The sequence below is a fragment of the Gammaproteobacteria bacterium (ex Lamellibrachia satsuma) genome, from assembly GCA_019623805.1.
GTDB lineage: Bacteria > Pseudomonadota > Gammaproteobacteria > Chromatiales > Chromatiaceae > QGON01.
This window is the reverse complement of sequence record CP053680.1, coordinates 2760737-2786567: the sequence shown is the minus strand read 5'-3', so window position 1 is coordinate 2786567 and position 25831 is coordinate 2760737. Positions and strand designations below refer to the sequence as shown.

The window sequence follows — 25831 nt, the reverse complement described above, 5'->3', positions numbered from 1 at the left end:
AAATACGAAATCATGTTACAACCCATTTTGCTTAATCAGTATGAAGAGATAGACAGCTGAATGAATGAGAAGAGACCGGAAATCATCCCCGGCAGCGGTGTCACGATGCACTTTTCGTTGACCCTGCCAGACGGTACCGAGGCGATCTCCACCTATGATGATGAGCCACTCACCTTTAAGATGGGAGACGGCAGCATCATCGCAGGGTTGGAGCTTGCGCTCTATGGCCTGCGTCCCGGTATGGAGCAGACCCTGATGCTGACGGCTGATCAGGCATTCGGCACAAGAAACGAGGAGAAGGTTCACCCCGTGCCACGGGAGGACTTTCCACAGGAGATGGTGCTGGAACCCGGCCAGGTGGTCGCCTTCAACACCCCGGCTGGAGACGAGCTGGCCGGTATTATCCTGACGCTTGAAGAGACGCGGGTCGTGGTGGATTTCAACCATCCACTGGCGGGACGGGAGGTCTCCTTCCGTGTCTCTATCCTCGATGTGCAACCGCCTGTCACCACCCAGACAACAGACGGACCATGACAGACATTCTGCTAGCCAACCCCCGGGGTTTCTGTGCCGGCGTCGACCGGGCGATTGAAATCGTGGAGCGCGCCCTCGACCTGCTTGGCGCCCCTATCTACGTCCGGCATGAGGTGGTGCACAATCGCTTCGTGGTGGAGAGTCTGCGTAAACGCGGGGCGATATTTGTCGACGAACTCTCAGACATCCCGGACAACAACACGGTTATCTTCAGCGCCCACGGCGTTTCTCAGGCAGTACGCCAGGAGGCCGAAGCGCGGGATCTGCGTATCTTCGACGCCACCTGCCCGCTGGTAACCAAGGTTCATCTGGAGGTTGCCCGCTATTGCAAAGAGGGTTACGAGGTCATCCTGATCGGTCACCGGGGGCACCCCGAAGTCGAAGGCACGATGGGGCAGTGCCTGCAGCAGGAGAAAAACGCCCACATCCACCTCGTGGTCACGCCGGAGGACGTCGCTGCTCTGCAGATCAACCGGCCGGACAAGATCGCCTTTGTCACCCAGACCACCCTCTCCATGGACGATACCGCACGTATCATCGAGGCTCTGCAAGCGCGCTTTTCAAACATTATCGGTCCGAAGAAAAACGATATCTGCTATGCGACACAGAATCGCCAGGATGCGGTCAAGGATCTGGCCGAACAGTGCGACATGGTCCTCGTTGTAGGCTCGCCCAACAGTTCGAACTCAAACCGTCTGCGGGAGATTGCCGATAAATATGGTACTCCTGCCTATCTGATCGATGGCCCCGAGGATATCGACAAAAGCTGGTTGGAGGGCAAGGTGCATATCGGCGTAACCGCTGGAGCCTCGGCACCGGAGGTGCTGGTCAAGACCGTCACCGATCAACTCATGCAGTGGGGCGCGGCAAAAGTGGATGAAGGCAGTGGAAAGCGGGAAGAGGTGGTCTTTTCATTGCCGAAGGCGCTGCAGAAATAATCTTCCTTTGGAAGCGCCGGATCCGGCACAGAACTACCAGCAGTTGTCAGTGTCCGCTCCAGTGGCAGCTCTGGCACCAGCCTGGTCGATGGTAAAAGTGGCGCAATCGGCATCACCTGTCTGCGCACCGGCGGTGGTGGCCGTGATAATAAAATCATCCGTCAAGGCATTGTTGTCCGGATCTTCGTCCACTCCAAAAGTGTAGTAGTCGCCATTGCCATCGCCATCACGGTCCACACCATTGACCACATTCGTATACTCCGCCCCCAACTCCACTGCGGTACCATAATCGCCATTGACGACATAGTAACGCTCCTGAAGCAGGGCGACTTGCATCAGCACACTCTTGGCATCGACCCGATGCGACTTCAGCACCTGAGTGGTGTACATCGGATAACCCACCGCCAGGATGATTGCCATAACGGCCAGCGTGATCATCAATTCTATCAGGGTAAAACCCTTGGCCAGTCGCACTGGAATCATCTGTTTATCCTCGGGTTTGGAGTCCGTAAAGAGACGCCACTAAACAATGTTTTTTCTGTAGGTTAGGTTAGATGCGCACTGTGCCAAGCTTAAATTTCGCGGCCTGGCTTGCCGCGCATCGTAACCCGACGCTGCTTTGTCGGGTTACGATGCGCGTAAAATGTTTGCCTGATTTCTGCTATGAGCCATTGCGCATCTAACCCGACCTACCTCTCTTTCAGTATCCATCCCAACTCACTGAAGGCGGCGAATCTCGGTGACCACCGGCAGTGTCGCCCCCGTCTCATCAAACTGAACGGAGATCTCCACAATCTCCCCGCGCTGGATGGCAGAGAGCAGCCCGAGCTTTGCCGGACCGCCGATCACCTTCATCGTGGGGTGCATCAGATACAACGTGTCATCGATCCAGAGTTTGTGGGTTTTCGGGTCGGCGCCGTCAAATGGCCCGATCATGGCATTATTTTCCACCTGGTATCCGACATCCTCGCCTTCTGTATTGGCTCCCCCGCCGCTACCCGACCCCAAAAATCCGCTGAAGCGACCTTCCGACATCGCCATGGAGCTGAGCAGCGTTGTGGCGAGCAAGCCGATGCGGATACCTTGCTTTACTCTCTCTAATCCACTTCGATTCATCTTAAACTCCTGCCGCAGAGGCAACTATCAGAAACGGAACCTGGCCCAGGAAGACCGCTTACCTATATTCGCAGGGGGAGGCATGCTGTTACAATCAGCGTCCACACCCTGGCAGGGATCGGGGTCATCACCACCGCCACCACCGCCACCTCCACCATCGGTAGGCAGAATCATTGTGGGCTTGCCGTTCATTCTGACCAGCGACGGCTGCCAATAGATCGAACCCGACTTCACACCGCCGACATTTTCACCACCCACTTTGTCCTGAGCATCGAAATTACCATCGTTATTGATGTCAAGGGCAACCGAATTGGGCTCACCACCATTGGTGATATTGTGTACCATCAACCAACTCTGACCGGAGACGGCGCCACATGTGCTGCCGGAAGGAATGAGCGTGGCATAGAAGATATAGTCACCGAAAACAATGGGGCTGACGACCATCCGCTCTTTAGCCGTTGGAAAGTCAATAAACCAGCCTTTCTTGAAGTCGTAGTTCACCAGATGGTCACTCAGCAGGCGAACTTCTACATCCTCACCATCAACACTCACAGTCTGTTCCGTGACCGTTTGCTCTACCAATACGGTGTCACGGGCCACTGCAATCTGTGCGCCGCTATCCCACAGACCATAAAAACTCTGGGTCCCTGCAGAGGTAAGATCACCCTCGGTAATATATTGACCGGTACCAAAATAGACCATCAGGTTCGGTTCAGTCGCAAGATCCCTTTTGCTGGGATGGAATATTGCCGTGGGCTTGCCGGTGATAGGCTGGGCATTGTCAGCGTCATCCTTTGCGCTAAAAAAAGGTAATGGGTTGGCGATCGTGCCAAAAGCAGGCCCCCACTGATTGGAGTCTGCACTGGTAAGATCAAACGCCCAGAGATTACCCAAAACATCACCCGCATAGACCCGATCCGCGATACCATCACCACTAAGGTCGAGTACTGCGGGGGTCGACATGCCGTTACAGTTACTGGTGGCATCCAGACAATCGCCATTGGCGATGCTGCCGATGCCGGTATCGATAACCTTAAACCGGGGCGCCTGGTTATCCAGATAGACGATAAAGAGTTTGGCCTTGCCGTCTGAAGCAGGACCGGGGTTATAGCCGTTACCGAAGATAGCAGCCCAGCGCCCGGTATTGGCGCCATTCACAACGGGACCATTCAACCGGGCAATGGTCGGCTGGCTGTAAGTATAACCCAGGTCGTCATGGGTGAACTCCCACAACACCTTGCCCGCTGCAGTGACCTCACTATCGAAGGCGGTGGGATCAGAGACATCCAGGGCAAACAGCGCCCGGCCGCCGCCCCGCAGACCACCCACGAGAACCGTTCGCCAGCGGCGTCCCAAATTATCGTTAGGTGAATCGACAAAAACCTCTGCCGCCACCGGTGTCTGGTCCACATAGTAGCTGTGATCATAATTCTGATCCGCCAGCCAGTGCAGGCCTCCGCGGTTTTCACTGGAGTAGACGGCCTGTGGAAAATAGGCAAATATCTCTACACCTGTCTCTGCGTTGAAACCATGCAATGCGCCATCGTTGGCGCCGACGTAGAGCATCTTGCGCCGACCGAGGGCATCGACATTGGCCCACTGCTGATAGGAGTTGTTACCACCACCCTCGATATTGTCAGGATAGAGCGCTGCATAGGGGTCGCCTACATAGAACGGCGCGGAGTGGATGATATCCCCCAGCCTGTGACCGCCACGGGAGCGGAAATCGGTGGGATCAAACCCTTCGTTGCTGTGATCACCCCGCAGAAAGTCCACCAGACTTTCGCCATAGGCCTGATTGGCTGCCTTCTCGACTGCATCGACAGTATCCGCAGCAAATGGTGCGTTGGTCATCAGATCCGCCACCTGGGCCGCTGTCATCTCATTACCACCGGGGGACTGATAGTCGGCCGGCAGATGGAAGCCTATGCCCTGAGTGCCGTTGTAGGTAACCATCACCCTGGGGTCTGCACGTAGATCCAGGGTCGTGGCCGTGGTCCAGGCCAGTTGACCGTTACCGTCTTGACCAATCTGAATCGCCCTGAGTTCGCCGCTCCAGTTGGTGGAGTCGAAGCGTCCCTGGAAGATGAAATCCCCATTTATCAGATTGATGGAGTTTACCGCCACCGCTGCCGCTGCGGTTGTCTCGCGGGATGAGATGTTGCTGATCGCATCCTGGAACCGCCGGATCAGATCATCAGGATCCTTTGCATTCAGGTAGAGACCCCGGCCGTTCCAGGCAGCGTGCAACATATCGTCTACCGTGGTCGAGGTATTTTCCACCGGGGTCGGCCAACCGGTGGGCAGGGTCGCATCACAACGGGTCGGCCAGTTCTGAGCGGCAACAGAGTCTGTGCGGTTGGGAGGCAGGCAGGGACCGCCCGCTGGATCCTCATCGGGAATGGTGCCTGTTATACCAAATGCAACGGTAAAGGTGACCAGATGCTGCTGCGGGTTGTCATCCTGACCACGAGTAATCGAAACGGTACCCACGTCATTCGCCAGGCTGTCCAGCAGATCGTTTTCATAATACTCCATCGCCACGTCAGCGAGGGTATTGGGTTCGTCATCTGCGTAGGACTGCCCATCGTAGAGGGTATCCCCATCACCATCAGCATCGTCCACCGAGGGATCATTGCCGTTCCAGTAACCATCTGAAAGCACGATGGCAAAGTTCTGTTGACAGATGCCGCCATTCTCAGCCGACAGTATGGGCGAATGGCCCGCAGCACTATCCGGATCGTCCGGCGGCGTAAAATCAAACAGCGCACTGCTGTTCATCTCATTCCTGAAGTATTTACCCACATTCTCCAAGCCCTGGCGTAACGGCGTGCCACTACCGGAGTTAACCCTTAACAGATTGTGCAGCAGGGTACTCTTTGCCGTCACCGCATCCTGATTGATAGGCAGGGTCTGGTCGTCCACATCCTTGACCACGGTACCCACCTCGTACGGATCGCCAGAATTTCGTATCACAGCATTATTCTGGTTGATGGTGCCCAGGCCCAGGCGTTCCGTAGACTCTTGTATCACCTCGCTCATGGCGCGTTTCATGACATATTCGCGCTTACGGTAGTAACTGAACCAGTTGGCGTAGTTGGTCTGGGAGTTGGGATTCTCCTCGGTGCCAAACAGACCCAGCTGTGCGACGTATACTCGATCGCTATCAGTGGTAGGACACTCGCCGACCTGATATTCACCGTCACCGTTGGCATCGTTCCAGACGAAGTAGAAGGCGCCGCCGGTATTGAATTGGGTCGTCAGATCGCAGGTACGGCCGTTATAGTTGTAGACGTAACCCGACGACGAGTGGCAGGAACTGGTGCTGGTGGCCCCTGTGTAAGGGTTGACCATCGCATTTCCGGGATCCTGGTCTGCAAAGGGGACACCCTGAAAGCTCTCCCCTTTCCAGGGCGTATAGGTCTGGGTCGGATCGTATGCCAGTGCGTTGTAACCGGCACAGTGTTTCCGCCTCGTGAACTGGCGGGGGGGATCGTCTCTAGGGCTGAAGTCCACGTTGCCCCTATTTTGCGCGGTTTGTTCGCTGCTCGACATGGTAGCCAGTGCACCCTTAGTCAACAGTACCTCCCAATCCATACTGCCGGAATCATCGAGCATGAAAAAGATATTGGGCGGCACCGGCTGCTGCAGAAACAAAGGGACCAGTGACAGGGGGCCAGGGGAGGCATTACTGCTGGATGAGACCATCACCAGCATGGCTGCCCCCAGGTAGTTGATACCACGCCGAAACTGCCGGTTTGCGGTAATCTGCTTCATCATTCTGTTCAGTTTGTTCATGACAACCTCATCCATCCCAAATTATTGGGATATCAGATAGTGGCTCTGCAGGACTTCACGAATCGTGAGTTCCTGACCCCAGCCGATAGCGGTGATACGGAAAGCGAGTTTCGAGGGTGCAACCACCTGCCCGACTTCCAGTGGTTTCTGTACATCCGCCTCGCCGATGTACTCGATAATGAAACGGGGCTGCTGCGCCACCACCCGATTCGTTGCATCGTTGGGATCCCCCACGGGGGCCAGTACCCCGGTACCCAGATCGTTGCTGCCCAGTGTGACGAAACCGTCTGCCAAAGGACATGCAGGCGGGGCGGCGTCACACCAGTCGGTTTCATCGGTTGGGTCGAAACCGCAACCTGCCTGACCCTGGCATATTTTGTCGTTATTTATTGCCCCTGGAGAAGAATCATAAAGTCCCTGCAGTCCGGTGCCACCTAACTTAAACATGTCCTTCGCACCACCTTCCCAACCGCTCGCATGACCATAAACTTCAGCATCCAGCCACTCTTCAGCGACCCGCAATGCCGTCTCGGCAGCCTGGAAAGCAGTGTTGGCGTGGTAGAAATTTCCCGACATGCGCTCTTCCAGCACCGAGTTGCTGATACCCGAGATACCGAGCACCGTCAGTACCATCAACAGCATGAGCGCAAAGATCAACGTCGCGCCCCGCTCTGGCTTGGACTGCAGAACCCGGCAGCGGTTGTTAGACTGCTTTACCATCAAATGTCTCCATCCCGGTTTCTCAGTTTCACCGTGAACGCAAGATCCCTCGTATAATTTGCATCCCTACCCTGGGCCTGGGCCACCGGGTCGCCCGGATTGATCGTTAGCGTGACATGTAGACTGGTGACATCGTTGATCGCTACTCCCACGGCATCCCAGTCGACAAAGCGGTCAGCTGTGCCATCCGCATTGAGATCTATGCCGTATGTGACCTGAAAATTCTCCACCCCTGCAATCAGCAGTTGCGGGTTGGCATCGCCAAGCCGGGTCGCATAGAGCCCACTGGTTGTCAGGCCGTCAGCCGTTTGAGTTCGCAGTTCATAGTTCACCGCATCCATTTTGTATACGGTCGCAGATGAGTAGTCGATGTGGCCGAAGACATGCTCTATGCCAGTGGCAAAGTTACTGACACCGTCAATGGTAGTGCTCGCATCGTGGTTGAGGCTTCCCGCAGGAACCGCAGTGACCAGAAAGACTGCCACTGCATTGCAGTCACTCACTGAAACGATATCTCCCCTGGACAGGTCGGCATAGTTTGGCGCGTTGGCATCCACCGGCACATCACCAACCTGGGTACCCATTGTGCCGTTCACAGGCACCTCTGTACCGGCCAGGGCGAAATGAACAGCCACCTGATCCGGCAGTTCCACACCGCCTACAGTCCCTCCATCCAACCCACTGATCACCTGGGAGAAATCGTAGAGCTGCGTGGGACTGGCGGTACCGTTGTCCGTTACTGTGTTGGTCACGGTAGTGTTACTGCTGCGATTGGAGGGAAAACAACCGTAGAAACCGCTGCCGGCCAGATCGTTACTGAAACGGTTGGCTACATAACGCATGTTCTCCTGCACCCTGGAGACATCCTCCTCCAGATTGAAGGTCTGCTTGCTGGCCATGAAGATCGAGGTCGCACCCGCCATCAGGATCAGACTGAGGACGATGGCGATCATCAGTTCCACCAGGGTCAGGCCCTGACTGTAGCGGCGGTTGATCATAATATCGCTCATGGAATCACACTCATCACAAAACGCCGAAGCGGGGTGTTGACGGCAGACACACCATCACGATCATGATCCCACCAGACCTTGACCACATACTGATTCAGACCATTGGTCGCAACCCCATCGCATCCTGCATCGCCCTGATTGAGAATCCCGGTACCGTTCAGGGTGCCGGCGCCATCGTCCGGGGTGCTGTCGAGACAGATCACCCCCTGGCCTCCAGGCAACAGTGCCGCAACATTGCCAAACCAGACAGATGCATCGTAATCGGCCAGTTGTGCCGGCGTACAGCCCGCCGCCGCAGCGATGCACCCCGGATCTGCAACGGCTGCAAATATCAGGTTATATTCGGCATTGGTCACCCCGGCTGTATTGGAGCGCAACCGGTCAGCACCATCCAACACCAGCATGGTCGCCAATGAGGACTGCAGTGCACCCTGGTTGCTCTTCAGGGAGTTGAACTGCATGCCCGCAACCCCCAGCAATCCAATGGAGAGGATGATGACGGTGACCAGCACCTCCATCAGGGTGAAACCTGCATTGCGGTTTGTTGATGTCTCTCTCTGCCTGGATCTCATTTCGATTCCCGTCATCAACTTCAGTTACAGGCCGCCCTGGCCACCGAAACGTACCCGGTCACCGTAACCGTGAACGCCCTGCCCTGCTGTCCCGTGCAGTGTGCCAGTTCCGTGGTGATCGATAGTGGGTTAGCGTTATCCAGCTCCCCATTGACAGTGAAGCGAACGAAATCCGGTGCCGCCAGGACAGTCAGCACTCCCCCCGGAGCACCCCAGACTCGCAGCAGCGGACCATCATCGGCCAGAGCATAACCCCCATTGGTATTCACATCGGTAAACAACAGCCAGCCGTTCTCCCAGTTGTCCTGGTCGCAAGCAGTATTGGCTGCATTACTGGCGCAGACCGCAACAGGCATCTTGCGCTTCACCGCCTCACTGCGGGCCAGATTCAACGCCATCACCAGATCGTTGGCATAGGCGGCCGACTGGTTGTTGGCCATCATAGTGGTGAATGCAGGTATCCCCACAGCCAGCAGGATGATGCCCGCCGCCAGGGTGACCATCAATTCAATCAGCGTAAATCCACGTAATCTGTTCATCTCGATACTCTCTATAGCAAAAACCTGGAGCCTGTTTATCCCTAACAGGATAAACTGCACCGATTTCCCGATAAACGGCGTCTCTAAATCCAGAAATGTGAAGCGGTCGACACTGGGGCGCGGGGGAGGAGTCGAAGAATAGCACCTGAAATCATAAGGCAGTAATCCATGAGTGATTGTCTCATCATCGGCGGTGGCATCATCGGTATGCTGACCGCATGGGAACTTCAATCCGCCGGCATGCGGGTAACTCTGATCGAACGCAGGGAAACCGGCCGTGAATCCTCATGGGCAGGTGGCGGCATCGTCTCCCCGCTCTACCCCTGGCGCTATGCGAATTCGGTCACTGCACTGGCCGGCTGGAGCCAATCCCATTATGCAGATCTGGCCCGTTCGCTCACCCAGGATAGCGGCATCGACCCGGAATATACCCAAAATGGCCTGCTTATTCTGGAGCCGGGTGACGAGAAGCGAGCGACTGCCTGGGCAAATGAGACCGGACAGACGCTGCAGTTACTGAACGGGCATGAAACAAGGAAGTGCGAACCCTCCCTTTCAGCCGTAGCGGAAACCACGGTCTGGATGCCGCAGGTTGCCCAGATACGCAACCCGCGCCTGGCGAAAGCAACCAGGCTCGCCATCGCCCCCCTGGTCAAAATCATCGAAGATGCAGAGGTCACCGAACTGCTTATCCGGGATGGACGTATCACCGGCATCAAAACCGCCGGCGACCATTTCGAGGCAGACCGGGTTGTGGTCTGTGCCGGCGCTTGGAGTGGCCGCCTGTTGCAGGCAATGCCAGTGGCCCCGGATATCTCACCGGTACGGGGACAGATGATACTTTTCAAAGGCCAGCCGGGGGATGTTTCGCGAATCGTGTTACACGAAAACCGCTATGTCATTCCCCGCCGGGATGGCAGGGTTCTGGTAGGCAGTACTCTGGAACATGGTGATTTCAAAAAAACAACCTCCAACGCGACCAGAGAGGAACTGAAAAAGTACGCAATTCAGCACTTCCCCGTGCTTGAAGGTGCCGAGATCGAGCACCATTGGGCGGGGCTGCGTCCAGGTTCACCGTACGGTATCCCCTACATCGGGCTGGTACCCGAAATCAAGGGCCTCTACGTCAATTCCGGCCACTACCGGAACGGCGTGGTATTGGCCCCCGCCTCTGCCCGCCTGATGGCCGATATGATCCTGGAGAGAGAACCGACTCTCGACCCGAGACCCTATGCCCTGGATGCACCCCGCGAGGATTGAATTGGATCCGGCCGGATTCTGAGACTATAATCGCCCGTCGTTAAGCTGGTGTCTGACCGGAAATCTATATCTAGGGAACCTCTGATTAATTGTCATTTCGAGCATAGCGAGAAATCTCAACCCTCGTCACCCATTGATAGCTCCGTAGTTTGAGATCTCTCCCTGCGGTCGAGATGACAGGGACCGAATCAATCAGAGGCTCCCTAACCAGGAAGCACACGAAGTAAACGCGACTGCATGGATGCAGGAGGTAGAGCAACGCAGGGAGCAGTTGCCGAAAGTAAATTTATTGTTAATCAATCTTTTACCTTCGTGTACTTCGTGGTAAAAAATGCTGCTTCCAGATAGACACTATCTGGAAAGATTTTATGCCGATGTAGCTCAGTTGGTAGAGCAACGCATTCGTAATGCGTAGGTCAGCGGTTCGAATCCGCTCATCGGCTCCATTTTCAGGTTCTTACAGGACCCGCCATAGCGACGGTAAAAATGCGCATCTTCAAAATCACCTTCCTCAATCAAGGCAAGGTTTATGAAGTCTTTGCCCGGAAGGTGCAGCAGGGCGAGCTTTACGGGTTCGTGGAACTCGAAGACCTCATCTTCGAACAAAGCAATTCCCTGGTCATTGATCCTTCCTCGGAAAAGCTGCAGGAGGAGTTTGCTGGCGTCAACCGCACACTGATACCCATCCACGCAGTCATCCGCATCGACGAAGTCGAGAAAGAGGGACCCGGCAAGATCACTGAATTGGACGAAACATCCAATATCACCCCCTTCCCTACCACCTTCTTCAAACCGGATCGCAAGCCGGACAAATAGCTATTGCGGATCATCATTGCCGCCACCCAACACAGGGATGGATACTGCCGCACTCTCATGTTGCAGGATTCCCCATGTATCGTTCACTGCTCTTGTTCGCCTCGCTGACGCTTTTTCTTACCGCCTGTTCGCAACAGGAGCCAAACTTCGAGCCGGATAACCCGCCCTTGATCACTGCTGCTGAGAAGGGGGATATGAGCGAACTGGACAGGCTGCTGACCCAAAACAGTACTATCGATGTGGTCGATGCCTGCCACTGGACCCCCCTGATGAAGGCAGCGCTCAACGGTCATGCGGAAGCGGTGGAACGTTTGCTGGAGGCTGGCGCCGACGTCAATCTCACAGATAAAGGCGGCTACTCAGCGATCATGCTGGCAGCATCGAACAACCATGCCCGCGTGGTCAGGTTGCTGCTGAAACGGGGGGCCAACATCGACCAGGTAGAGAGCACCGGCGGCTGGACTGCCCTCATCTGGGCCGCCAAACTGGGGCACGGGGAGACGGTTGAAACACTGCTGACTCATCAGGCCAACCCCGGCCTGCGTGATCTAAAAGGGCGCAGCGCTCTGGACTGGGCTCGGACCCAAGGGCATCAGGCCATCATCGAACGCCTTTCCGAAAGAGGATAAACCCAACTGACTACTTCACTCGATCCCTTGGCCCTCGGCCCTAAATTAATGGTTGAATCGTTGATCTGAATCATGCGACCACTACTGATTCCGGGCCTATTATTTAAAGGACGGCAATCTCATTCCGGGAGGGGTTCACCATGGCAATCAGCAACGACCAGGAGTTACGCAAGGTATTGGATGAACTGCCTGCAACCGATCAGCGCGATTTGGGCTGTCGTTTCGTCGTGAGTGTGCGCCACCTCAGTGAGGATCCGCGAATTGGTCAGGCGCTTGAAGTTATTGCTGAAAGGAGTGGGCAGCCGGATGAGATGTTGTCCGCCTACAAAGGGGTCAAGGCGCTCTCGAACCAAACCTACACCGCCTGCGGCCGGGATGCAGACTGGGCGATTCAGGCAGAACACTTTGTCGCCGCAGCCGCTGCTGCCTGCCTGCTGCCCGAGGGGCAGATCAGCAACAACATCAACCTCGCCTGGAAAGCCGCTGTTCAGGCGCGCATGGCCAAGAACTGCGAAATGATTCTCAACGATGCGGGAGAAGTGGATAACGAGGCGCAGAAGCAGTACGTCATCACCGAAGCATTTATCTCGGAAAACGGGTAATTAAATTGTAAGAAGCTAGCCTTTCCCGTCGATCAACGAGACGCCATCCAATCCGTTGACCAGACCTCCATTGCCCCTGTTCATGCCAAGTTTGATCATAAGGCGCACATCATTGGCCGAGTCCGCATGGGCCAACGCATCCTCATAGCTGATCTCACCCTGTTCATAAAGTCGGTAGAGAGATTGGTCGAAGGTGATCATGCCATGCTCCGTGGAACGCTTCATCAACTCCTTCAGCTTTGGAATATCCCCTTTACGAATCAGATCCGCCGCCAGTGGAGTATTCAGCAGAATCTCGAAACAGGCCCGTCGACCATTGCCATCCGACCGCCGCAACAGCTGTTGGGCCACAATCGCCCGTAGATTGAGGGAAAGATCCATGAAAATCTGATCCCGGTGATCTTCCGGAAAAAAGTGAATAATTCGATCCAATGCCTGATTGGCATTGTTGGCATGCAGGGTGGAGAGACAGAGATGCCCCGTTTCGGCAAAGGTCAGCGCATGCTCCATTGTCTCACGGGTACGAATCTCGCCAATCAGAATCACATCCGGTGCCTGGCGCAAGGTATTCTTCAGCGCAACCTCGTAGGATTCCGTATCCAGCCCCACCTCACGTTGGGTAATGATACAGCCATCATGATTGTGGATGTATTCGATCGGATCTTCGATACTGATGATATGGCCACTGCTCTTGTTATTGCGATGACCAATCATCGAGGCCAGGGAGGTCGACTTACCGGTACCCGTCGCCCCCACGAAAATCACCAGTCCACGTTTGCTCATCGCCAGATCCTGCAGCACCGGCGGCAGACGCAGTTCCCCCATGGTGGGGATAGTGCTCTCGATACGACGCAGCACCATGCCCACCGAGTCCCGCTGCACAAAGGCACTGACCCGAAAACGCCCAATGCCCTTCGCATTTATGGCGAAGTTGCACTCACTGGTTTCATCGAATTCACGCTGCTGCTGATCGGTCATGATATTGAGGGTGTAGTCCTTCGCCTGTTTGGCGCTAACTGCGACCCTGCTGACCGGGACGATACGCCCATCCACCTTGATGGAGGGTGCCCTGCCCGCTGTAATAAACAGATCGGAGGCTTTTTTCTGGACCATCATGGCCAGCAGCACATTAAATTCCATGTTCATTCCTCGGTGAAATACCCCATCCATCCCAGGCTAGGGGTCGGTTTCCTTTGGTCACGCCGGGGCCGGAGTTGAATTGATAGTTTCCAAGATATTTAAAACCTCGTTGATCGATCAATTTTGACTCCGGCCCCTCTTGATTTTAAGTTAGAAAGAATCTTTGTTCTGCGCCTTGGCCTTGGCATCCAGACGACTGATCACACCCTTGTCCACCAACTCTTTCAGACTCTGGTCCATCGTCTGCATACCCGACGCCTGACCCGTCTGAATAGCCGAATACATCTGCGCCACTTTGTCTTCACGAATCAGATTACGGATCGCCGGAGTGCCGATCATGATCTCCCAGGCTGCGGTGCGCCCACCACCGATCTTCTTCAGCAGCGTCTGGGCAATAACCGCCCGCAGCGATTCCGACAGCATGGAGCGCACCATCGATTTCTCCCCGGCGGGAAACACGTCAATGATTCGGTCGATGGTCTTGGCAGCAGAGCTGGTATGCAGGGTGCCGAAAACCAGATGGCCGGTCTCGGCCGCTGTCATCGCCAGACGGATGGTCTCCAGGTCGCGCAGCTCGCCCACCAGAATGATGTCCGGGTCTTCACGCAGGGCGGATCGTAGCGCCTCACTGAAGCCCAATGTGTCCCGATGTACCTCGCGCTGATTCAACAGGCACTTTTTACTGGTGTGAACAAACTCAATGGGGTCTTCGATGGTGAGGATGTGAGCGTAGTCGTTGTCGTTTTTGTAGTCCATCATCGCCGCCAGGGTGGTGGACTTACCCGAGCCGGTGGGCCCGGTCACCAGAACCAGCCCACGGGGCACGTCTACAATCTCCTTGAAAGAGTTGGGACAGCCCAGATCCTCCAGCGTCAGTACCTTGGAGGGGATGGTACGAAAAACCGCAGATGCGCCCCGTGCCTGATTGAATGCGTTGACACGAAAGCGGGCCAGTCCGGGAATCTCGAAGGAGAAATCGGTCTCGAGAAACTCCTCGAAATCCTTCCGTTGCTTGTCGTTCATGATGTCGTAGACAAGCCCGTGGACCACTTTATGCTCCAGCGCCGGCACATTGATGCGCCGGATATCACCATCCACGCGGATCATCGGCGGCAGTCCGGAGGACAGATGCAGGTCTGACGCATTGTGTTTGACACTGAATGCCAGAAGTTCGGCGATATCCATTCATTTCCCTCAGATAGAAAAACCGGCGCGACGACCCTGTTCAGAGCGCCGCTTATCTATTATCGTCGATAATAACGGCACTTGCGTCGGTTTCTACAAATTGTTTGTCGCCACTCCGTGCCGGCAGGCATTTGATTTATGCCGACACAGCCCATACTCTCAAACAGACCCCTTTCATTTACACCCTGCTGTGATCATAAAATCCCAGGCAGAATGTAATTTTTTGTAAACTATCGACCATGAGCAGCATCGAACAGAGACTCGCCCGTGTACGGCAACGCATCGAACAGGCAGAGCGCCAGGCGGAACGAGCGCCCGCCAGCACCATTTTGCTGGCAGTCAGCAAGACCCGTACGACTGACGAAATCCGCGCCGCGTTTGCCGCCGGGCAGACCGCCTTCGGCGAAAACTATCTGCAGGATGCCCTGGAAAAAATCGATGCGCTTGCAGACCTGAAACTCGAATGGCACTTCATCGGTAGAATACAGAGTAATAAAACAAAACCCATCGCAGAAAATTTTGACTGGGTTCACAGTATCGCAAGTTTGAAGCACGCGCGAAGACTGGGTGAACAGCGTCCCCCGGAGCGCCCGCCTCTGAAAATCTGCATTCAGGTCAACACCAGCGGGGAGGCCAGCAAGGGCGGCCACGAACCGGAACAACTGCCGGAACTGCTCAAGGCGTACCAAGCTCTGCCAGGCATCGAGGTGATGGGACTGATGACCATCCCGGCACCGACGGACGATGCAGCCGCCCAGCGCCGCCCCTTCCGGTTACTGCGGAATCTGCGCGACACTCTGCGAAGCGATGCACTGCCGCTGGAGACCCTTTCGATGGGCATGTCGGGCGATCTGGAGGCGGCAATTTTTGAGGGCGCTACAATTGTCCGCATCGGCACGGCCATTTTTGGCCCCCGGCAGTATAATAGTATTGCGTAGTGTCTATTCTGAAACTAATGATTCACCACGAAGCGCACAAAGGACACGAAGAAAATATTTTATTAATCAATTCATTACATTTATTCACCTGGTGATGAAAATCATTTTTTTCACGGGCAACCACTCACCAACCATTGACCCCGACTACCATTAAAAAGCATCCATGAAACTAAACAGCATTACCTTTCTCGGCGGCGGCAATATGGCTGCATCTCTTATCAGCGGATTGGTCGCGGATGGCTATGACCCCACGCATATCACCGCCAGTGATCCGAATAAAGAGAGACTGGCTCAACTCGCCGCCAACTACGCCATTCGCACTGAAACCGATAATGATGCCGCCGTTCAAAACGCCGACATCGTCGTCCTGGCGGTCAAACCCCAGGTTCTGGAATCGGTGGTCCGCGACGTGGCCGGTGCCATCTGGCGTCATCAGCCGCTAGTCATCTCCATCGCCGCAGGAGTGAGGGAGGCGGCATTGCGGGAGTGGCTGGGAGAAGATATCGCCCTGGTTCGCACTATGCCCAACACACCGGCAATGATTCAGTCCGGCGCCAGCGGTTTACATGCCAGCGAAAATGTCAGCGACATTCAGAAAGATCAGGCAGAGAGCATCCTGCGCGCAGTGGGACTCACCTGCTGGGTGACCGACGAGAGCCAAATGGACGCGGTAACTGCACTCTCCGGTAGCGGACCGGCCTACTTTTTTCTCGTCATGGAGGCGATGGAAGCTGCCGCCATCAAGATGGGACTTGAAGCAGAGAACGCCCGCCTGCTAACCTTGCAGACAGCACTGGGGGCAGCCCGCATGGCGATGGAAAGCAAGGACTCCCCGGCCACGTTGCGGGAAAAGGTCACCTCTCCAGGTGGCACCACCGAACGGGCTTTGGGGATTCTGCAAGAGGGGGGGCTTCCGGCGCTGTTCGAGCAGGCGCTCAACGGCGCACGTGATCGGTCTCAGGAACTCTCAGAAATATTGGGAGGAAAATAATGGACGGCAACTATCTGGCAAACCCGGCAATCTTCCTGATTCAGACCCTCTTCGGCCTCTACATCCTGGCGGTAGTGCTGCGTCTGATACTGCAACTGATGAAGGCTGATTTTTATAATCCCGTCTCGCAGTTTCTGGTGCGGGCCACCCATCCTCCCCTCAAACTGTTGCGCCGTTTCATCCCCGGCTTCGGCGGCATCGACATCTCCTCAATCGTTTTGGCCTGGGCATTGAAAGCCGCGGAACTGAGCCTGGTGATCCTGCTCAGCGGCGCCTCCGTCAATGCCCTCGGCCCCTTCCTCTGGGCCATTCCTGAACTGGTGGAATTGCTGATCAACATATTTCTCTTTGCGATCCTGATCCAGGTTATCCTGAGTTGGATCAACCCCGGCGCCTACAACCCCGTTTCGGCGCTACTCCACTCACTGACCGATCCGGTTATGCGGCCCGCGCGCAGGATCCTGCCCCCTATCTCAGGTCTCGACCTTTCACCCATGCTGGTCATGATCGGGCTGGTACTGCTGAAAATGCTGCTGCTGCCTCCATTGCGTGTAATCACCGGCAGTCCCTTTTGAGTGGCTGGTATCATTGGGATGGGGACGATCTGACTCTGCGACTGCGCATTCAACCCAAAGCCTCGCGGGATACCTTTGTCGGCCCTCACAGCGATGACTTCAAGATTCGCATCACTGCTCCACCCGTCGATGGCAAGGCCAACGCACATCTCATCAAACTCCTGGCCAAGGCCTTTGGGGTACCCCGCAGCCAGGTGACTCTGGTGAGCGGTAAAACTTCACGTTCAAAATGCCTGCGTATCCACGCCCCCCAAAAAGCACCCATTCCCGTGAACAGGCACCCAACTTGAACACCGGAAAGAGACAAACGACCAATAATCTGTTACGCGTACATAAATAATCCAGGCTTCAGTCCAACTGAAGATGGTCGCTAAAGCCAGTGTGGCATAATCGTTTACACTCAATCTGTTCATGCGGAACAACCGAATGGAAAAAATACGTTTTCAACAACAGCTCCAGGCCTATGGACAGTGGAAGGCAGATATCCTTCGCACTATCAGCGAGTATGGCCCCTGGCTGGAACAGAACGGCATGTCTACGCCGGAGACCCAGACTCGCATCACCCAGACCATGGAGATGCTGAAGCATGATCGCCTCACCATCGCCTTCGTCGCTGAATTCTCCCGTGGAAAAACCGAACTCATCAACGCCATCTTCTTTGCCGATCATGGACGACGCCTGCTGCCTTCCAGCGCTGGCCGCACCACCATGTGTCCAACAGAGATCTTCTTTGATCGCAAGCGTGAAGAGGCCTACGTCCGACTATTGCCGATCGAGACGCGACTTCAGGACACCTTGATTTCAGATCTCCGCAAGGATGAAAAGCAGTGGGTTCACTATCCACTGGAGACCGAGTCAGTGGAGCAGATGGAGGCCTCACTCGGTGAGGTGATGCAGACAAAGATGGTCACCGTGGAAGAAGCCACGCATCTCGGCCTCTACAGCCCTGCGCTGCACCCGCATCAGAAAAAACCGCCGAAGCTGATCGAAATTCCAAAATGGCGCCATGCCCTGATCAGCTATCCGCACACACTTCTGAAACAGGGCTTGACCATTCTCGATACTCCGGGGCTCAACGCCTTAGGAAGCGAGCCTGAGCTGACACTGAACATGCTGCCCTCGGCCCAGGCAGTACTCTTTGTGCTGGGTGCCGATACCGGCGTCACCCGTAGTGACATGGAGATCTGGCAACACCATATCAAAGGCTTTCAGAGCGGCAGGCAGCGCGGCCTGATGGTGGTACTCAACAAGATCGACACCCTGTGGGACGACCTGCTGGAACCGGAGGAGATCAGCGCAACCATCTCCAGACAGCAGGGTGAAACCGCCAAGATGCTCGGCGTCTCCGAAAGCGCTGTGTTCCCCATTTCCGCCCAGAAGGGGCTGGTAGCGAAGGTCCGCCACGAGAGCGAACTACTGGATAAAAGCGGCCTGCTCTCCCTGGAGAGCCATCTGGCTACCGATGTCCTGGGCATAAAACAGCAGATCATCCTTGATACAGTTGGCGCCGATATAGGCCAGATGCTGGACAACAGCCGCAGCGTACTCTCCGGCAAGCTCACCAATGCAAAAAAGCAGCTGGAAGAGTTGGAGGAGTTGAGCGGCAAAAGCGACGATGTCATCAATAACCTGATGGAGAAGACCCGGGAGGAGCAGTCCCAGTATATGCATGACGTCGAGAGTTTTCAGGCAAGCCGTCAGAAGTTAAAGGGGCAAGCAGACAACTTACGGGCAGCGCTTGACCTTGATACGCTGGACAACATCATCAACCGCAGTCGTCGTGAAATGACAAACAGCTGGACCACTCATGGCATGAAGACGGTAATGAAAAACCTCTTCGAAGAGGTCCGCCGAAACATGCACACCGTAGTGTCACAAAGCGAGCAGACCCGTAAGCTGATCCGCTCCATCTACCGGAAATTTCAGAATGAACACGGCTTTGCGGTCATCCAGCCCAAAATGTTCTCCATCGTGAAATACCGCGTGGAACTGGAACTGCTGCACCAGGAAGCGGAAGTCTTCCGCAACAGCCCGGTTACCGCAATGATGGAGCAGGGCTTTGTGGTTAAACGCTTCTATGCCGCGCTGGTCAGCAGGGCCAGGAACATCTTCCACCGCGCCAGTGATGACATTAACAATTGGCTGGTCACCACCCTGGAGCCCCTGGTTTTGCAGATCCGGGATCACAAGGAGATGATGGAGAAGAGGCTCAACAACCTGCAGAAGATCGGCCAGTCCCGCAACACCCTGCAGTTCAGGATCGTTGAACTTCAGGACCAGTACACCGAAGCAGCCCGCCAGCTTACATCCCTTCGCAACATGGCAAACCGACTAAACAACAGTGAACTACTGAACAACGAGAAACCGCCACGCCCCCGGCTGGTACCCAAGCAAAATGCCTCGTAAACTACGGCTGCTCTCTCCATGTGACGATTATAGGCCAGCGCCCTGCCGTGAACGTTGGCAGGCTATCTGAACTCGCAATTCCCACATGGATAGAGCACAATGCGTTCACAAAAAATACAATCTCTGCTTGCAACCCCGATTCCGGAACAAAAAACTACTACCTGTATCACTCCATTGGAGGAGAATTTTATGTTTTTGCACAGCTTCCGTCTGCTGGTCCTGACGACACTCTGCCTGCTTTCACTCAATACCCTGGCAGAGAACAGCACAAGCATCCCAGGATACAAAATCCATCATAACGCCATTCCCAGCGCATCCCTCGATCCCGGGGTCGCCAATCAATATCATATCCAGCGCAGTAAATATCGTGGCATGCTCAATGTCAGCGTCATCAAAGAGGTCCCAAACACTACTGGCAAAGCGGTGAGTGCAATTATCCTTGCCAAAGCCGTCAACATACGCGGCCAGCTAATCAGCATTCCCATGCGCAAAGTCTCTGAACCCAATGCCATCTACTACATCGGCGAATTCCGTATCGCGGATCAGGAGACCCTGAATTTTACCCTGGAGGTCAAGCCCGCAGGCGAGACACGCTTCTATACCGCAAAACTCAAACAGCAGTTTTTCATCGACTGACAGAAAAAACAGTAGGCCTGATCAAGCGTAGCGGATCAGGCAAAAGACCTGGCGCAGCAAGCTGTGCTTTCCGGTTCCGCAGGCTTGAACCGGCCTACATTTTTTCACCAAACATTTTACTTCCTGCAAGCGCCAGCTCAATCTGCGACTCTTTAACCGGCTGCACAAGAACAGCGTGCAGGGGGAATATCTCGTTGAGTTCGCCCACATATTCACGCTCGGATTTCTCCACCAGCACTATCACCCGCGTCTCTGGGGCATACTTCTGCAGGCTGAACAGAAAGACATCCAGGTTACTAATGTTGATGCCGGCGTAGTTATTGGCATAACCATAGAAAAACTCAGCCACCACGATATCCGGCTGTTGCCGTTTCAGTTCGCTCATCACCTTACGCATCGAACGAAACTCGACCTGACGAATACCCAGCCGCCGATAGAGCGCAGAGAAATCGGGGTGTGTTGGGGATTCGAGAATCGAAAACAGCGTGGTATCGGACATCACAAATCCTTCGGCTAGAAAGACCGCCACAAAGTCGCCAGACCAAATAGAATCACGAGCAATCCGGCCCCTCGGCGCACCCGAATATCCTTGGTCCAGCGGGCAAGGCTACCTGCCACCAACCCCATGGCAAAGAGATTGGGCAGAGTACCAAGACCAAATGCCAGCATCAGTCCAGCCCCCTTGAGCACACTGCCGGCCGAGACGGTCCAAACCAGCATGCTGTAGACAAGGCCGCAGGGAATCCAGCCCCAGAACACGCCCAATAACCAAGCCTGCCCCGGTGTATTGACCGGCAGCAGTCTGCGCGCATAGGGTTCGATGCGTTGCCAGAGCGCACCGCCTGCCTTTTCAATGCGGGACAACCCAGCCCACCAGCCTCCGAGATAGAGCCCAAGCAGAATCATAAAGATGCCGGCAAAAGCCAGCAGCACACGCTGTGCTATATAGACTGGGGCCACCTGTGCCAGCAACATGCCGAGTCCACCCATAATCGCCCCGGCAACAACATAGCTGCTGATGCGCCCCAGGTTATACCCAAGTTGATAAGGTAGTGTGGCACCGACGCTGGAACGCAATTTTTCCGGCAGCCCGAAGGTCAGTGCCCCGACGATGCCACCACACATTCCGGCGCAGTGCACTCCGCCTAACAGGCCCACGACAAATGCCGCCAGATATCCGCCCTGTTCAAGCATGTTTTTTATACCCGCTGGATGGAATGTAGCGCATCGCCAACAGGATCAGCACCAACACAGGCACCCCCATCAGGGTGGTGAGAAGGAAAAAAGCCTGATAACCCATGCCGTCCACCATCACCCCGGAGAAGCCACCCAAAAATTTTGGCAACAGTAACATCACAGAGCTGAAGAGGGCATATTGAGTAGCTGAGTAGGAGATATTGGTCAGGCTGGAAAGATAGGCAATGAAAGCAGCCGTCGCTACACCAGCACTCAGGTTGTCGATAGAGATTACCAGGGTCAACATCGGCACATCGTGCCCCACCCCTGCCAACATGGCAAACAGCAGGTTAGTGGCGGCCGCCAAAAGGCCACCCAGTAAGAGAGTGCGCATTACACCTATCCTTACCATTAGCAAACCACCAAGCCCCGCCCCGACCAGTGTCATGATCACGCCGTAGATCTTGGTGATGGTTGCCACCTCCCCTTTCGAGAACCCCATATCCACGTAGAAGACGTTGGAGATAACTCCCAGTACTACATCAGATATACGGTAGGTGGCGATCAGTGCCAGGATCAACAACGCCTGCCAACGGTAGCGGCTGATAAAATCGACAAAGGGGCTGATGGCGGCATTATAGAAACCTTCGGCAAACCGGCGTAGCGCCAGGGGCAGCCACTGCTGGTGCTCGATCAAAGTGTCGGTCCGGCTTTCCCGCTCCAGAGTGTGAGAATCGGCGGTGACCTCCGGCTCGCGGATAATCAGCGTGGTAACAATACCGACCAGCATCATCAGCGCCATACTCAGGTAGGCTGCCATCCAGGCGCCCTGATGATAAATCGTATCATCCGGATCAAACAGGGCGGCAATCGCCAGCGCCCCTGCCCCACTCATGATCATCGCCAACCGGTAGCCCATCATGTAGGTGGCCGCCATGGCCCCCTGCAGGTTCTCCTCGACACTTTCGATGCGGTAGGCATCGATTACGATATCTTGTGTGGCCGAGGCAAAAGCCACGCCTAACGCAAGCAGCGCAAAGCGGGCAAGACTCTCCTGTGGATCCGACAAAGCCATGCCGACCAGACCCGCAATGATGCAAAGCTGGGAGAGCAGCATCCAACTGCGCCTTCGTCCCAGCAATCGATTCAGCAACGGCAGAGGCAGTCGATCCACCAGCGGCGCCCACACCCACTTGAAACCATAGGCCAGCGCCACCCAACTGATAAAGCCTATCGTACTGCGTTCAACGCCGGCTTCCCGCAGCCAGAAAGAGAGCGTGCCGAACACCAGTAACAGCGGTAGTCCCGCGGAAAAGCCCAGGAACAGCATGCCCCGCACCCGGGGATGCCAATAGACCCTGGAGGCATCCAGCCAGTTGGTGAGCGTACTGCTTGGGTTAGGCACTGAGACTCCTGCTGTGGTGACCAATGGATTCAATATGCAAAAAATCCGCGGCCATTATAGGCGTCTCCGGCGATCATTGTTACAATTCGCGCATCAACACAATCGGAAATAACCCATGCAGAATTATCAGCGCGAATTTCTCGACTTTGCCCTGGACGTGGCGGTGCTGCGCTTCGGTGAATTCACCCTAAAGTCCGGTCGTATCAGCCCCTACTTCTTTAATGCCGGGTTGTTCAATACAGGAGCCAGCCTGGCCCGCTTGGGCCGCTACTACGCCCAGGCAATCGTCGATTCCGGTATCGAGTTCGATGTGCTCTATGGACCGGCCTACAAGGGAATTCCTCTGGCCGCAGTCACCGCTGCCGCCCTCTACGACCACCACGCTCGGGACGTGCCCTATGCCTTCAATCGCAAAGAGGCCAAGGACCACGGCGAAGGCGGCATCATCGTCGGCCATGAACTGAATGGTGGCGTACTGATTATCGACGACGTCATCTCCGCCGGCACTTCGGTTAGGGAGTCGGTAGAGATCATCAAGGATCTTGGCGCCACTCCGGGCGGCGTGGTCATCGCCCTGGATCGCCAGGAGCGTGGCAAGGGGGAGCGATCCGCCATTCAGGAAGTCGAGAGTGACTACGGCGTGCCGGTTGCCTCCATCGTGGCCCTGGAACAACTTGTTGAATACTTGAGTGAAAAACCCGGCTCCGAAGAGTCGCTATCACGCATCCGCGCCTACCGGAACGAGTACGGGGTCTGAGTTGTCGGGCCGAATTGAAGTAGGCCGGTTCAAGCATAGCGGAACCGGCAACCTCATCGTGTTCTGTCAATTCAAGGGCGCCCGATCTGCTGCGCTTGATCGTGCCTACGTTTTTGTAAGTTAGCCAAGAATCAACTTGCTGCCCACCAACAGGGTGACGATTTCAAAACCCCGCTTGATCCAGCGGTTCCCTTTGGTGATGGAGAGGTGGGCGCCGATGTAGCCCCCCAACAGGGAACCGGCCAGCAGCACCGGCAACCACTCCCACTTGACATCCCCCAACACCCCAAGAGTGACAGCCCCGGCACCGTTCCAGAATACGCCGACCAGCACCAGCGTGTGGGCCACCGCCCTCCGGTAATCGAGACCGAACCAGCGCACCAGCCAGAGGGTAACAAAAAGTCCGGTGCCGGAGGTCAATGAACCGTTTAGTACACCAATAAGAAAAAGTCCCGTCGCTCCAATCACAAACCCCGATACATTTCGATGTATTGGAACATACGATTGCCCTAGAGAGCGTTTGCTGATCGAGTAGACACCCAGACCAAGCGTCAGGACACCCAATGCGATCTCCGCCGCTCGATCAGGCACCCGAAGGATCAGACTGGCGCCCAACACCACTCCCGGCAGCCCCGCTGCCAGCAGAAAGATCACGAACTGCCGCTCCAGTCCATCCTCCCGCAGATGCCGTATGGTTGCGCCAATGCCCAAGGCAACCGACGCAATCTTGTGGGTTGCGAGGGCAATTCCGAACGGCAATCCCAAAAAGATCAGTGCCGGCAGCTGCACCAACCCGGCACCTCCCCCGGAAAATGCGGAAAAGGTGTTAGCTAACAAAGAGATAACAAAAAGGGTGAACTGTTCCACAGATAATCTATCTTAAGACCAAGTGCTCTATCCATGTGATAATTACGGATTCAGCGCGTCTTGCCGTGAATGATGACAAGCTAACTGAACGTGTAATTATCACATGGAATAGAGTACTGGGGTCGCAGTATAATCCCTCTTTAGGATATAAAGGTCGGGAACAAACGGCTGCCACCCCAGTCACTCAAGGTCGAGAAGATACCGGGTTATTGATGGAAACAATAAACAACTTAATTAAACCATCCAGGCTACTGCTTGTGACCTTGTTGTCGCTGGCATCTGTCTCTTTGTCCGTTAACGCAGGAAAACTATACAAATGGGTTGACGAAGGCGGTCGGGTCCACTACTCCGACAGCCTGCCGCCGGAGGATATCAGACGAGAGCACACCTATCTGGACGAACGGGGGCTGACTGTCGATAAAGTGGACGCCGCGAAAACCCAGCAGGAGATCGAACAGCAAGAGGCGCTGAAACGACTGCAGAAAGAGCAGCAGGAGCTGATCGAGAAACAGCAGGCGGCTGACCGGGTATTGCTGCGTACCTTCAGAAGTGAAGATGACATTCTGATGGCCCGGGACGGCCAACTTAGGGCAGTCGACCTCTCCCTTCAGGTGATCAACTCCAATATCAGGCAGCTCAAGGGCAAACTCGAAGAGATGCAGCACAACGCAGCCAGCCTGGAACTCAGCGGCGAAGCGGTTTCAGCTGAATATCTTCAACGGATCGACCGTAAGCGCCAATCATTGAAGGAATCATATCAATCCATCGTACATCGGGAACGGGATAAAAACAGGATCCGCATAGCTTTTGCCCGCGACCTGGAAAGGTTCAGAGTGTTAAAACGGCTCAGCCGAAAACCGGACGACAAGCTGGAGACAGCGCAGCCCGAAGAGGGACTGAGCAACGTTTACCATTGCCAGGGGGAGAATCGGTGCGAAACATCCTGGCAAGCTGCCAAGCAATACCTCCACTCTCATGCAACCACCCCGGTTCGAATGCTCGCAGAGAACATTCTGATGACCGGACAGCCCGTAAAAGCACAGGATATCAGCGTCACTATGTCACGCCTCACTGATTCCACAACCCGGCAAACGATCATTTTTATGGATCTGCAGTGCAAGGACACCCCTGAAGGCGCAGCCTTCTGCGCAAGTGAGCCGGTGCGCCAGATAAGGGAGGGGTTTAACGCGGCAGTTGCAGAGCGTTAAAACAAGACGTTGC

General features: G+C 55.3%; 27 protein-coding genes and 1 tRNA gene. 15 read left to right on the top strand and 13 right to left on the bottom strand.

What is annotated here, in order from left to right; translation table 11 throughout:
- Positions 1 to 60: 60 nt before the first annotated feature.
- Both HPY30_12245 and ispH read left to right on the top strand, forming a co-directional pair.
- Positions 61 to 534 (top strand): peptidylprolyl isomerase, encoded by a 474-nt coding sequence (locus tag HPY30_12245; GenBank protein ID QYZ66684.1) that lies wholly within the window; start codon positions 61 to 63, stop codon positions 532 to 534.
- The gene (gene ispH / locus HPY30_12240) at positions 531 to 1472 is read left to right on the top strand and encodes a 4-hydroxy-3-methylbut-2-enyl diphosphate reductase (protein QYZ66683.1); all 942 of its coding nucleotides are present in this window, start codon (positions 531 to 533) and stop codon (positions 1470 to 1472) included. Before HPY30_12245 ends, ispH begins: the two co-directional genes overlap by 4 nt.
- A gap of 33 nt (positions 1473 to 1505) precedes the next feature.
- Here the strand turns inward: ispH and HPY30_12235 are convergent, their stop codons facing one another.
- The 7 genes from HPY30_12235 to HPY30_12205 form a co-directional block, all read right to left on the bottom strand.
- On the bottom strand, positions 1506 to 1955 hold the full coding sequence (locus tag HPY30_12235; protein QYZ66682.1) for a type IV pilin protein: 450 nt from the start codon (positions 1953 to 1955) through the stop codon (positions 1506 to 1508).
- 234 nt (positions 1956 to 2189) lie between these two features.
- Positions 2190 to 2588, bottom strand: a complete 399-nt coding sequence (locus tag HPY30_12230; protein QYZ66681.1) for a hypothetical protein — start codon at positions 2586 to 2588, stop codon at positions 2190 to 2192.
- A 27-nt stretch (positions 2589 to 2615) separates the two neighbouring features.
- A complete protein-coding gene (locus HPY30_12225; GenBank protein ID QYZ66680.1) occupies positions 2616 to 6386 on the bottom strand; it encodes a hypothetical protein in 3771 nt (1256 codons plus the stop codon).
- Positions 6387 to 6407: 21 nt separating this feature from the next.
- The gene (locus HPY30_12220; protein ID QYZ66679.1) at positions 6408 to 7106 is read right to left on the bottom strand and encodes a pilus assembly protein; all 699 of its coding nucleotides are present in this window, start codon (positions 7104 to 7106) and stop codon (positions 6408 to 6410) included.
- Entirely contained in the window at positions 7106 to 8116 is a 1011-nt protein-coding gene (locus tag HPY30_12215; protein QYZ66678.1) for a prepilin-type N-terminal cleavage/methylation domain-containing protein, read from the bottom strand. Before HPY30_12215 ends, HPY30_12220 begins: the two co-directional genes overlap by 1 nt.
- Positions 8113 to 8688, bottom strand: coding sequence for a type IV pilus modification protein PilV (gene pilV / locus HPY30_12210; GenBank protein QYZ66677.1), 576 nt, complete (start codon positions 8686 to 8688; stop codon positions 8113 to 8115). The genes HPY30_12215 and pilV overlap by 4 nt, the downstream gene beginning before the upstream one ends.
- 20 nt (positions 8689 to 8708) lie before the next feature.
- The gene (locus tag HPY30_12205; GenBank protein ID QYZ66676.1) at positions 8709 to 9227 is read right to left on the bottom strand and encodes a prepilin-type N-terminal cleavage/methylation domain-containing protein; all 519 of its coding nucleotides are present in this window, start codon (positions 9225 to 9227) and stop codon (positions 8709 to 8711) included.
- A gap of 168 nt (positions 9228 to 9395) precedes the next feature.
- Here HPY30_12205 and thiO point away from each other — a divergent pair, with 168 nt between their 5' ends.
- The 5 genes from thiO to HPY30_12180 all read left to right on the top strand — a co-directional run bounded on the left by thiO (position 9396) and on the right by HPY30_12180 (position 12534).
- The gene (thiO, locus tag HPY30_12200) at positions 9396 to 10487 is read left to right on the top strand and encodes a glycine oxidase ThiO (protein ID QYZ66675.1); all 1092 of its coding nucleotides are present in this window, start codon (positions 9396 to 9398) and stop codon (positions 10485 to 10487) included.
- Positions 10488 to 10857: 370 nt separating this feature from the next.
- A tRNA-Thr gene (locus HPY30_12195) sits at positions 10858 to 10933 on the top strand.
- Positions 10934 to 10973: 40 nt separating this feature from the next.
- Positions 10974 to 11303: a DUF1820 family protein gene (locus tag HPY30_12190; GenBank protein QYZ66674.1), complete on the top strand. Its 330-nt coding sequence runs from the start codon at positions 10974 to 10976 to the stop codon at positions 11301 to 11303.
- Between the two features lie 74 nt (positions 11304 to 11377).
- Complete coding sequence (locus tag HPY30_12185) at positions 11378 to 11932, top strand: ankyrin repeat domain-containing protein (protein ID QYZ66673.1); 555 nt, start codon at positions 11378 to 11380, stop codon at positions 11930 to 11932.
- Positions 11933 to 12072: 140 nt separating this feature from the next.
- Entirely contained in the window at positions 12073 to 12534 is a 462-nt protein-coding gene (locus HPY30_12180) for a hypothetical protein (protein QYZ66672.1), read from the top strand.
- A 15-nt stretch (positions 12535 to 12549) separates the two neighbouring features.
- On the opposite strand, the gene HPY30_12175 is transcribed toward HPY30_12180, so the two are convergent.
- Together HPY30_12175 and HPY30_12170 are read right to left on the bottom strand one after the other, a co-directional pair.
- Positions 12550 to 13674 (bottom strand): PilT/PilU family type 4a pilus ATPase, encoded by a 1125-nt coding sequence (locus HPY30_12175; GenBank protein QYZ66671.1) that lies wholly within the window; start codon positions 13672 to 13674, stop codon positions 12550 to 12552.
- 150 nt (positions 13675 to 13824) lie between these two features.
- On the bottom strand, positions 13825 to 14859 hold the full coding sequence (locus HPY30_12170) for a type IV pilus twitching motility protein PilT (GenBank protein ID QYZ66670.1): 1035 nt from the start codon (positions 14857 to 14859) through the stop codon (positions 13825 to 13827).
- Positions 14860 to 15098: 239 nt separating this feature from the next.
- On the opposite strand from HPY30_12170, the gene HPY30_12165 reads away from it, so the two are divergent.
- From HPY30_12165 to HPY30_12140, 6 genes are all read left to right on the top strand, one after another.
- On the top strand, positions 15099 to 15797 hold the full coding sequence (locus HPY30_12165) for a YggS family pyridoxal phosphate-dependent enzyme (protein ID QYZ66669.1): 699 nt from the start codon (positions 15099 to 15101) through the stop codon (positions 15795 to 15797).
- A gap of 163 nt (positions 15798 to 15960) precedes the next feature.
- On the top strand, positions 15961 to 16788 hold the full coding sequence (locus tag HPY30_12160; protein ID QYZ66668.1) for a pyrroline-5-carboxylate reductase: 828 nt from the start codon (positions 15961 to 15963) through the stop codon (positions 16786 to 16788).
- A complete protein-coding gene (locus tag HPY30_12155) occupies positions 16785 to 17363 on the top strand; it encodes a YggT family protein (protein QYZ68028.1) in 579 nt (192 codons plus the stop codon). The genes HPY30_12160 and HPY30_12155 overlap by 4 nt, the downstream gene beginning before the upstream one ends.
- Positions 17360 to 17653 (top strand): YggU family protein, encoded by a 294-nt coding sequence (locus HPY30_12150; GenBank protein ID QYZ66667.1) that lies wholly within the window; start codon positions 17360 to 17362, stop codon positions 17651 to 17653. The genes HPY30_12155 and HPY30_12150 overlap by 4 nt, the downstream gene beginning before the upstream one ends.
- A gap of 136 nt (positions 17654 to 17789) precedes the next feature.
- Positions 17790 to 19769, top strand: a complete 1980-nt coding sequence (locus HPY30_12145) for a hypothetical protein (GenBank protein QYZ66666.1) — start codon at positions 17790 to 17792, stop codon at positions 19767 to 19769.
- A 189-nt stretch (positions 19770 to 19958) separates the two neighbouring features.
- Positions 19959 to 20405, top strand: a complete 447-nt coding sequence (locus HPY30_12140) for a DUF4426 domain-containing protein (protein QYZ66665.1) — start codon at positions 19959 to 19961, stop codon at positions 20403 to 20405.
- 94 nt (positions 20406 to 20499) lie between these two features.
- Here the strand turns inward: HPY30_12140 and HPY30_12135 are convergent, their stop codons facing one another.
- The 3 genes from HPY30_12135 to HPY30_12125 are packed head-to-tail and all read right to left on the bottom strand — an operon-like array spanning position 20500 to position 22911.
- Positions 20500 to 20904, bottom strand: coding sequence for a hypothetical protein (locus tag HPY30_12135; GenBank protein QYZ66664.1), 405 nt, complete (start codon positions 20902 to 20904; stop codon positions 20500 to 20502).
- 14 nt (positions 20905 to 20918) lie between these two features.
- Positions 20919 to 21599 carry a sulfite exporter TauE/SafE family protein gene (locus HPY30_12130; protein ID QYZ66663.1) on the bottom strand — a complete coding sequence of 227 codons (681 nt, stop codon included), beginning with the start codon at positions 21597 to 21599 and terminating at the stop codon, positions 20919 to 20921.
- Positions 21592 to 22911, bottom strand: coding sequence for an AmpG family muropeptide MFS transporter (locus HPY30_12125; GenBank protein QYZ68027.1), 1320 nt, complete (start codon positions 22909 to 22911; stop codon positions 21592 to 21594). Before HPY30_12125 ends, HPY30_12130 begins: the two co-directional genes overlap by 8 nt.
- A gap of 190 nt (positions 22912 to 23101) precedes the next feature.
- On the opposite strand from HPY30_12125, the gene pyrE reads away from it, so the two are divergent.
- Entirely contained in the window at positions 23102 to 23743 is a 642-nt protein-coding gene (gene pyrE / locus HPY30_12120) for an orotate phosphoribosyltransferase (protein QYZ66662.1), read from the top strand.
- Positions 23744 to 23863: 120 nt separating this feature from the next.
- Here pyrE and HPY30_12115 read toward each other — a convergent pair whose 3' ends face one another.
- A complete protein-coding gene (locus HPY30_12115) occupies positions 23864 to 24610 on the bottom strand; it encodes a sulfite exporter TauE/SafE family protein (GenBank protein ID QYZ66661.1) in 747 nt (248 codons plus the stop codon).
- A gap of 212 nt (positions 24611 to 24822) precedes the next feature.
- Here HPY30_12115 and HPY30_12110 point away from each other — a divergent pair, with 212 nt between their 5' ends.
- On the top strand, positions 24823 to 25818 hold the full coding sequence (locus HPY30_12110; GenBank protein ID QYZ66660.1) for a DUF4124 domain-containing protein: 996 nt from the start codon (positions 24823 to 24825) through the stop codon (positions 25816 to 25818).
- The last annotated feature ends 13 nt before the right edge of the window (positions 25819 to 25831 follow it).

What these genes read in the sequence shown, in the direction of transcription:
- HPY30_12125 (QYZ68027.1), bottom strand. Translation starts at nt 22,911, where the DNA reads ATGCTGTTCCTGGGCTTTTCCGCGGGACTACCGCTGTTACTGGTGTTC.
- HPY30_12145 (QYZ66666.1), top strand. Translation starts at nt 17,790, where the DNA reads ATGGAAAAAATACGTTTTCAACAACAGCTCCAGGCCTATGGACAGTGG.
- pilV (QYZ66677.1), bottom strand. Translation starts at nt 8,688, where the DNA reads ATGAGATCCAGGCAGAGAGAGACATCAACAAACCGCAATGCAGGTTTC.
- HPY30_12165 (QYZ66669.1), top strand. Translation starts at nt 15,099, where the DNA reads ATGAGCAGCATCGAACAGAGACTCGCCCGTGTACGGCAACGCATCGAA.
- HPY30_12205 (QYZ66676.1), bottom strand. Translation starts at nt 9,227, where the DNA reads ATGAACAGATTACGTGGATTTACGCTGATTGAATTGATGGTCACCCTG.
- ispH (QYZ66683.1), top strand. Translation starts at nt 531, where the DNA reads ATGACAGACATTCTGCTAGCCAACCCCCGGGGTTTCTGTGCCGGCGTC.
- HPY30_12230 (QYZ66681.1), bottom strand. Translation starts at nt 2,588, where the DNA reads ATGAATCGAAGTGGATTAGAGAGAGTAAAGCAAGGTATCCGCATCGGC.
- HPY30_12220 (QYZ66679.1), bottom strand. Translation starts at nt 7,106, where the DNA reads ATGGTAAAGCAGTCTAACAACCGCTGCCGGGTTCTGCAGTCCAAGCCA.
- HPY30_12110 (QYZ66660.1), top strand. Translation starts at nt 24,823, where the DNA reads ATGGAAACAATAAACAACTTAATTAAACCATCCAGGCTACTGCTTGTG.
- HPY30_12140 (QYZ66665.1), top strand. Translation starts at nt 19,959, where the DNA reads ATGTTTTTGCACAGCTTCCGTCTGCTGGTCCTGACGACACTCTGCCTG.
- HPY30_12235 (QYZ66682.1), bottom strand. Translation starts at nt 1,955, where the DNA reads ATGATTCCAGTGCGACTGGCCAAGGGTTTTACCCTGATAGAATTGATG.
- HPY30_12215 (QYZ66678.1), bottom strand. Translation starts at nt 8,116, where the DNA reads ATGAGCGATATTATGATCAACCGCCGCTACAGTCAGGGCCTGACCCTG.
- HPY30_12130 (QYZ66663.1), bottom strand. Translation starts at nt 21,599, where the DNA reads ATGCTTGAACAGGGCGGATATCTGGCGGCATTTGTCGTGGGCCTGTTA.
- HPY30_12225 (QYZ66680.1), bottom strand. Translation starts at nt 6,386, where the DNA reads ATGAACAAACTGAACAGAATGATGAAGCAGATTACCGCAAACCGGCAG.
- HPY30_12180 (QYZ66672.1), top strand. Translation starts at nt 12,073, where the DNA reads ATGGCAATCAGCAACGACCAGGAGTTACGCAAGGTATTGGATGAACTG.
- HPY30_12160 (QYZ66668.1), top strand. Translation starts at nt 15,961, where the DNA reads ATGAAACTAAACAGCATTACCTTTCTCGGCGGCGGCAATATGGCTGCA.
- HPY30_12135 (QYZ66664.1), bottom strand. Translation starts at nt 20,904, where the DNA reads ATGTCCGATACCACGCTGTTTTCGATTCTCGAATCCCCAACACACCCC.
- HPY30_12185 (QYZ66673.1), top strand. Translation starts at nt 11,378, where the DNA reads ATGTATCGTTCACTGCTCTTGTTCGCCTCGCTGACGCTTTTTCTTACC.
- HPY30_12190 (QYZ66674.1), top strand. Translation starts at nt 10,974, where the DNA reads ATGCGCATCTTCAAAATCACCTTCCTCAATCAAGGCAAGGTTTATGAA.
- HPY30_12170 (QYZ66670.1), bottom strand. Translation starts at nt 14,859, where the DNA reads ATGGATATCGCCGAACTTCTGGCATTCAGTGTCAAACACAATGCGTCA.
- pyrE (QYZ66662.1), top strand. Translation starts at nt 23,102, where the DNA reads ATGCAGAATTATCAGCGCGAATTTCTCGACTTTGCCCTGGACGTGGCG.
- HPY30_12175 (QYZ66671.1), bottom strand. Translation starts at nt 13,674, where the DNA reads ATGGAATTTAATGTGCTGCTGGCCATGATGGTCCAGAAAAAAGCCTCC.
- HPY30_12245 (QYZ66684.1), top strand. Translation starts at nt 61, where the DNA reads ATGAATGAGAAGAGACCGGAAATCATCCCCGGCAGCGGTGTCACGATG.
- thiO (QYZ66675.1), top strand. Translation starts at nt 9,396, where the DNA reads ATGAGTGATTGTCTCATCATCGGCGGTGGCATCATCGGTATGCTGACC.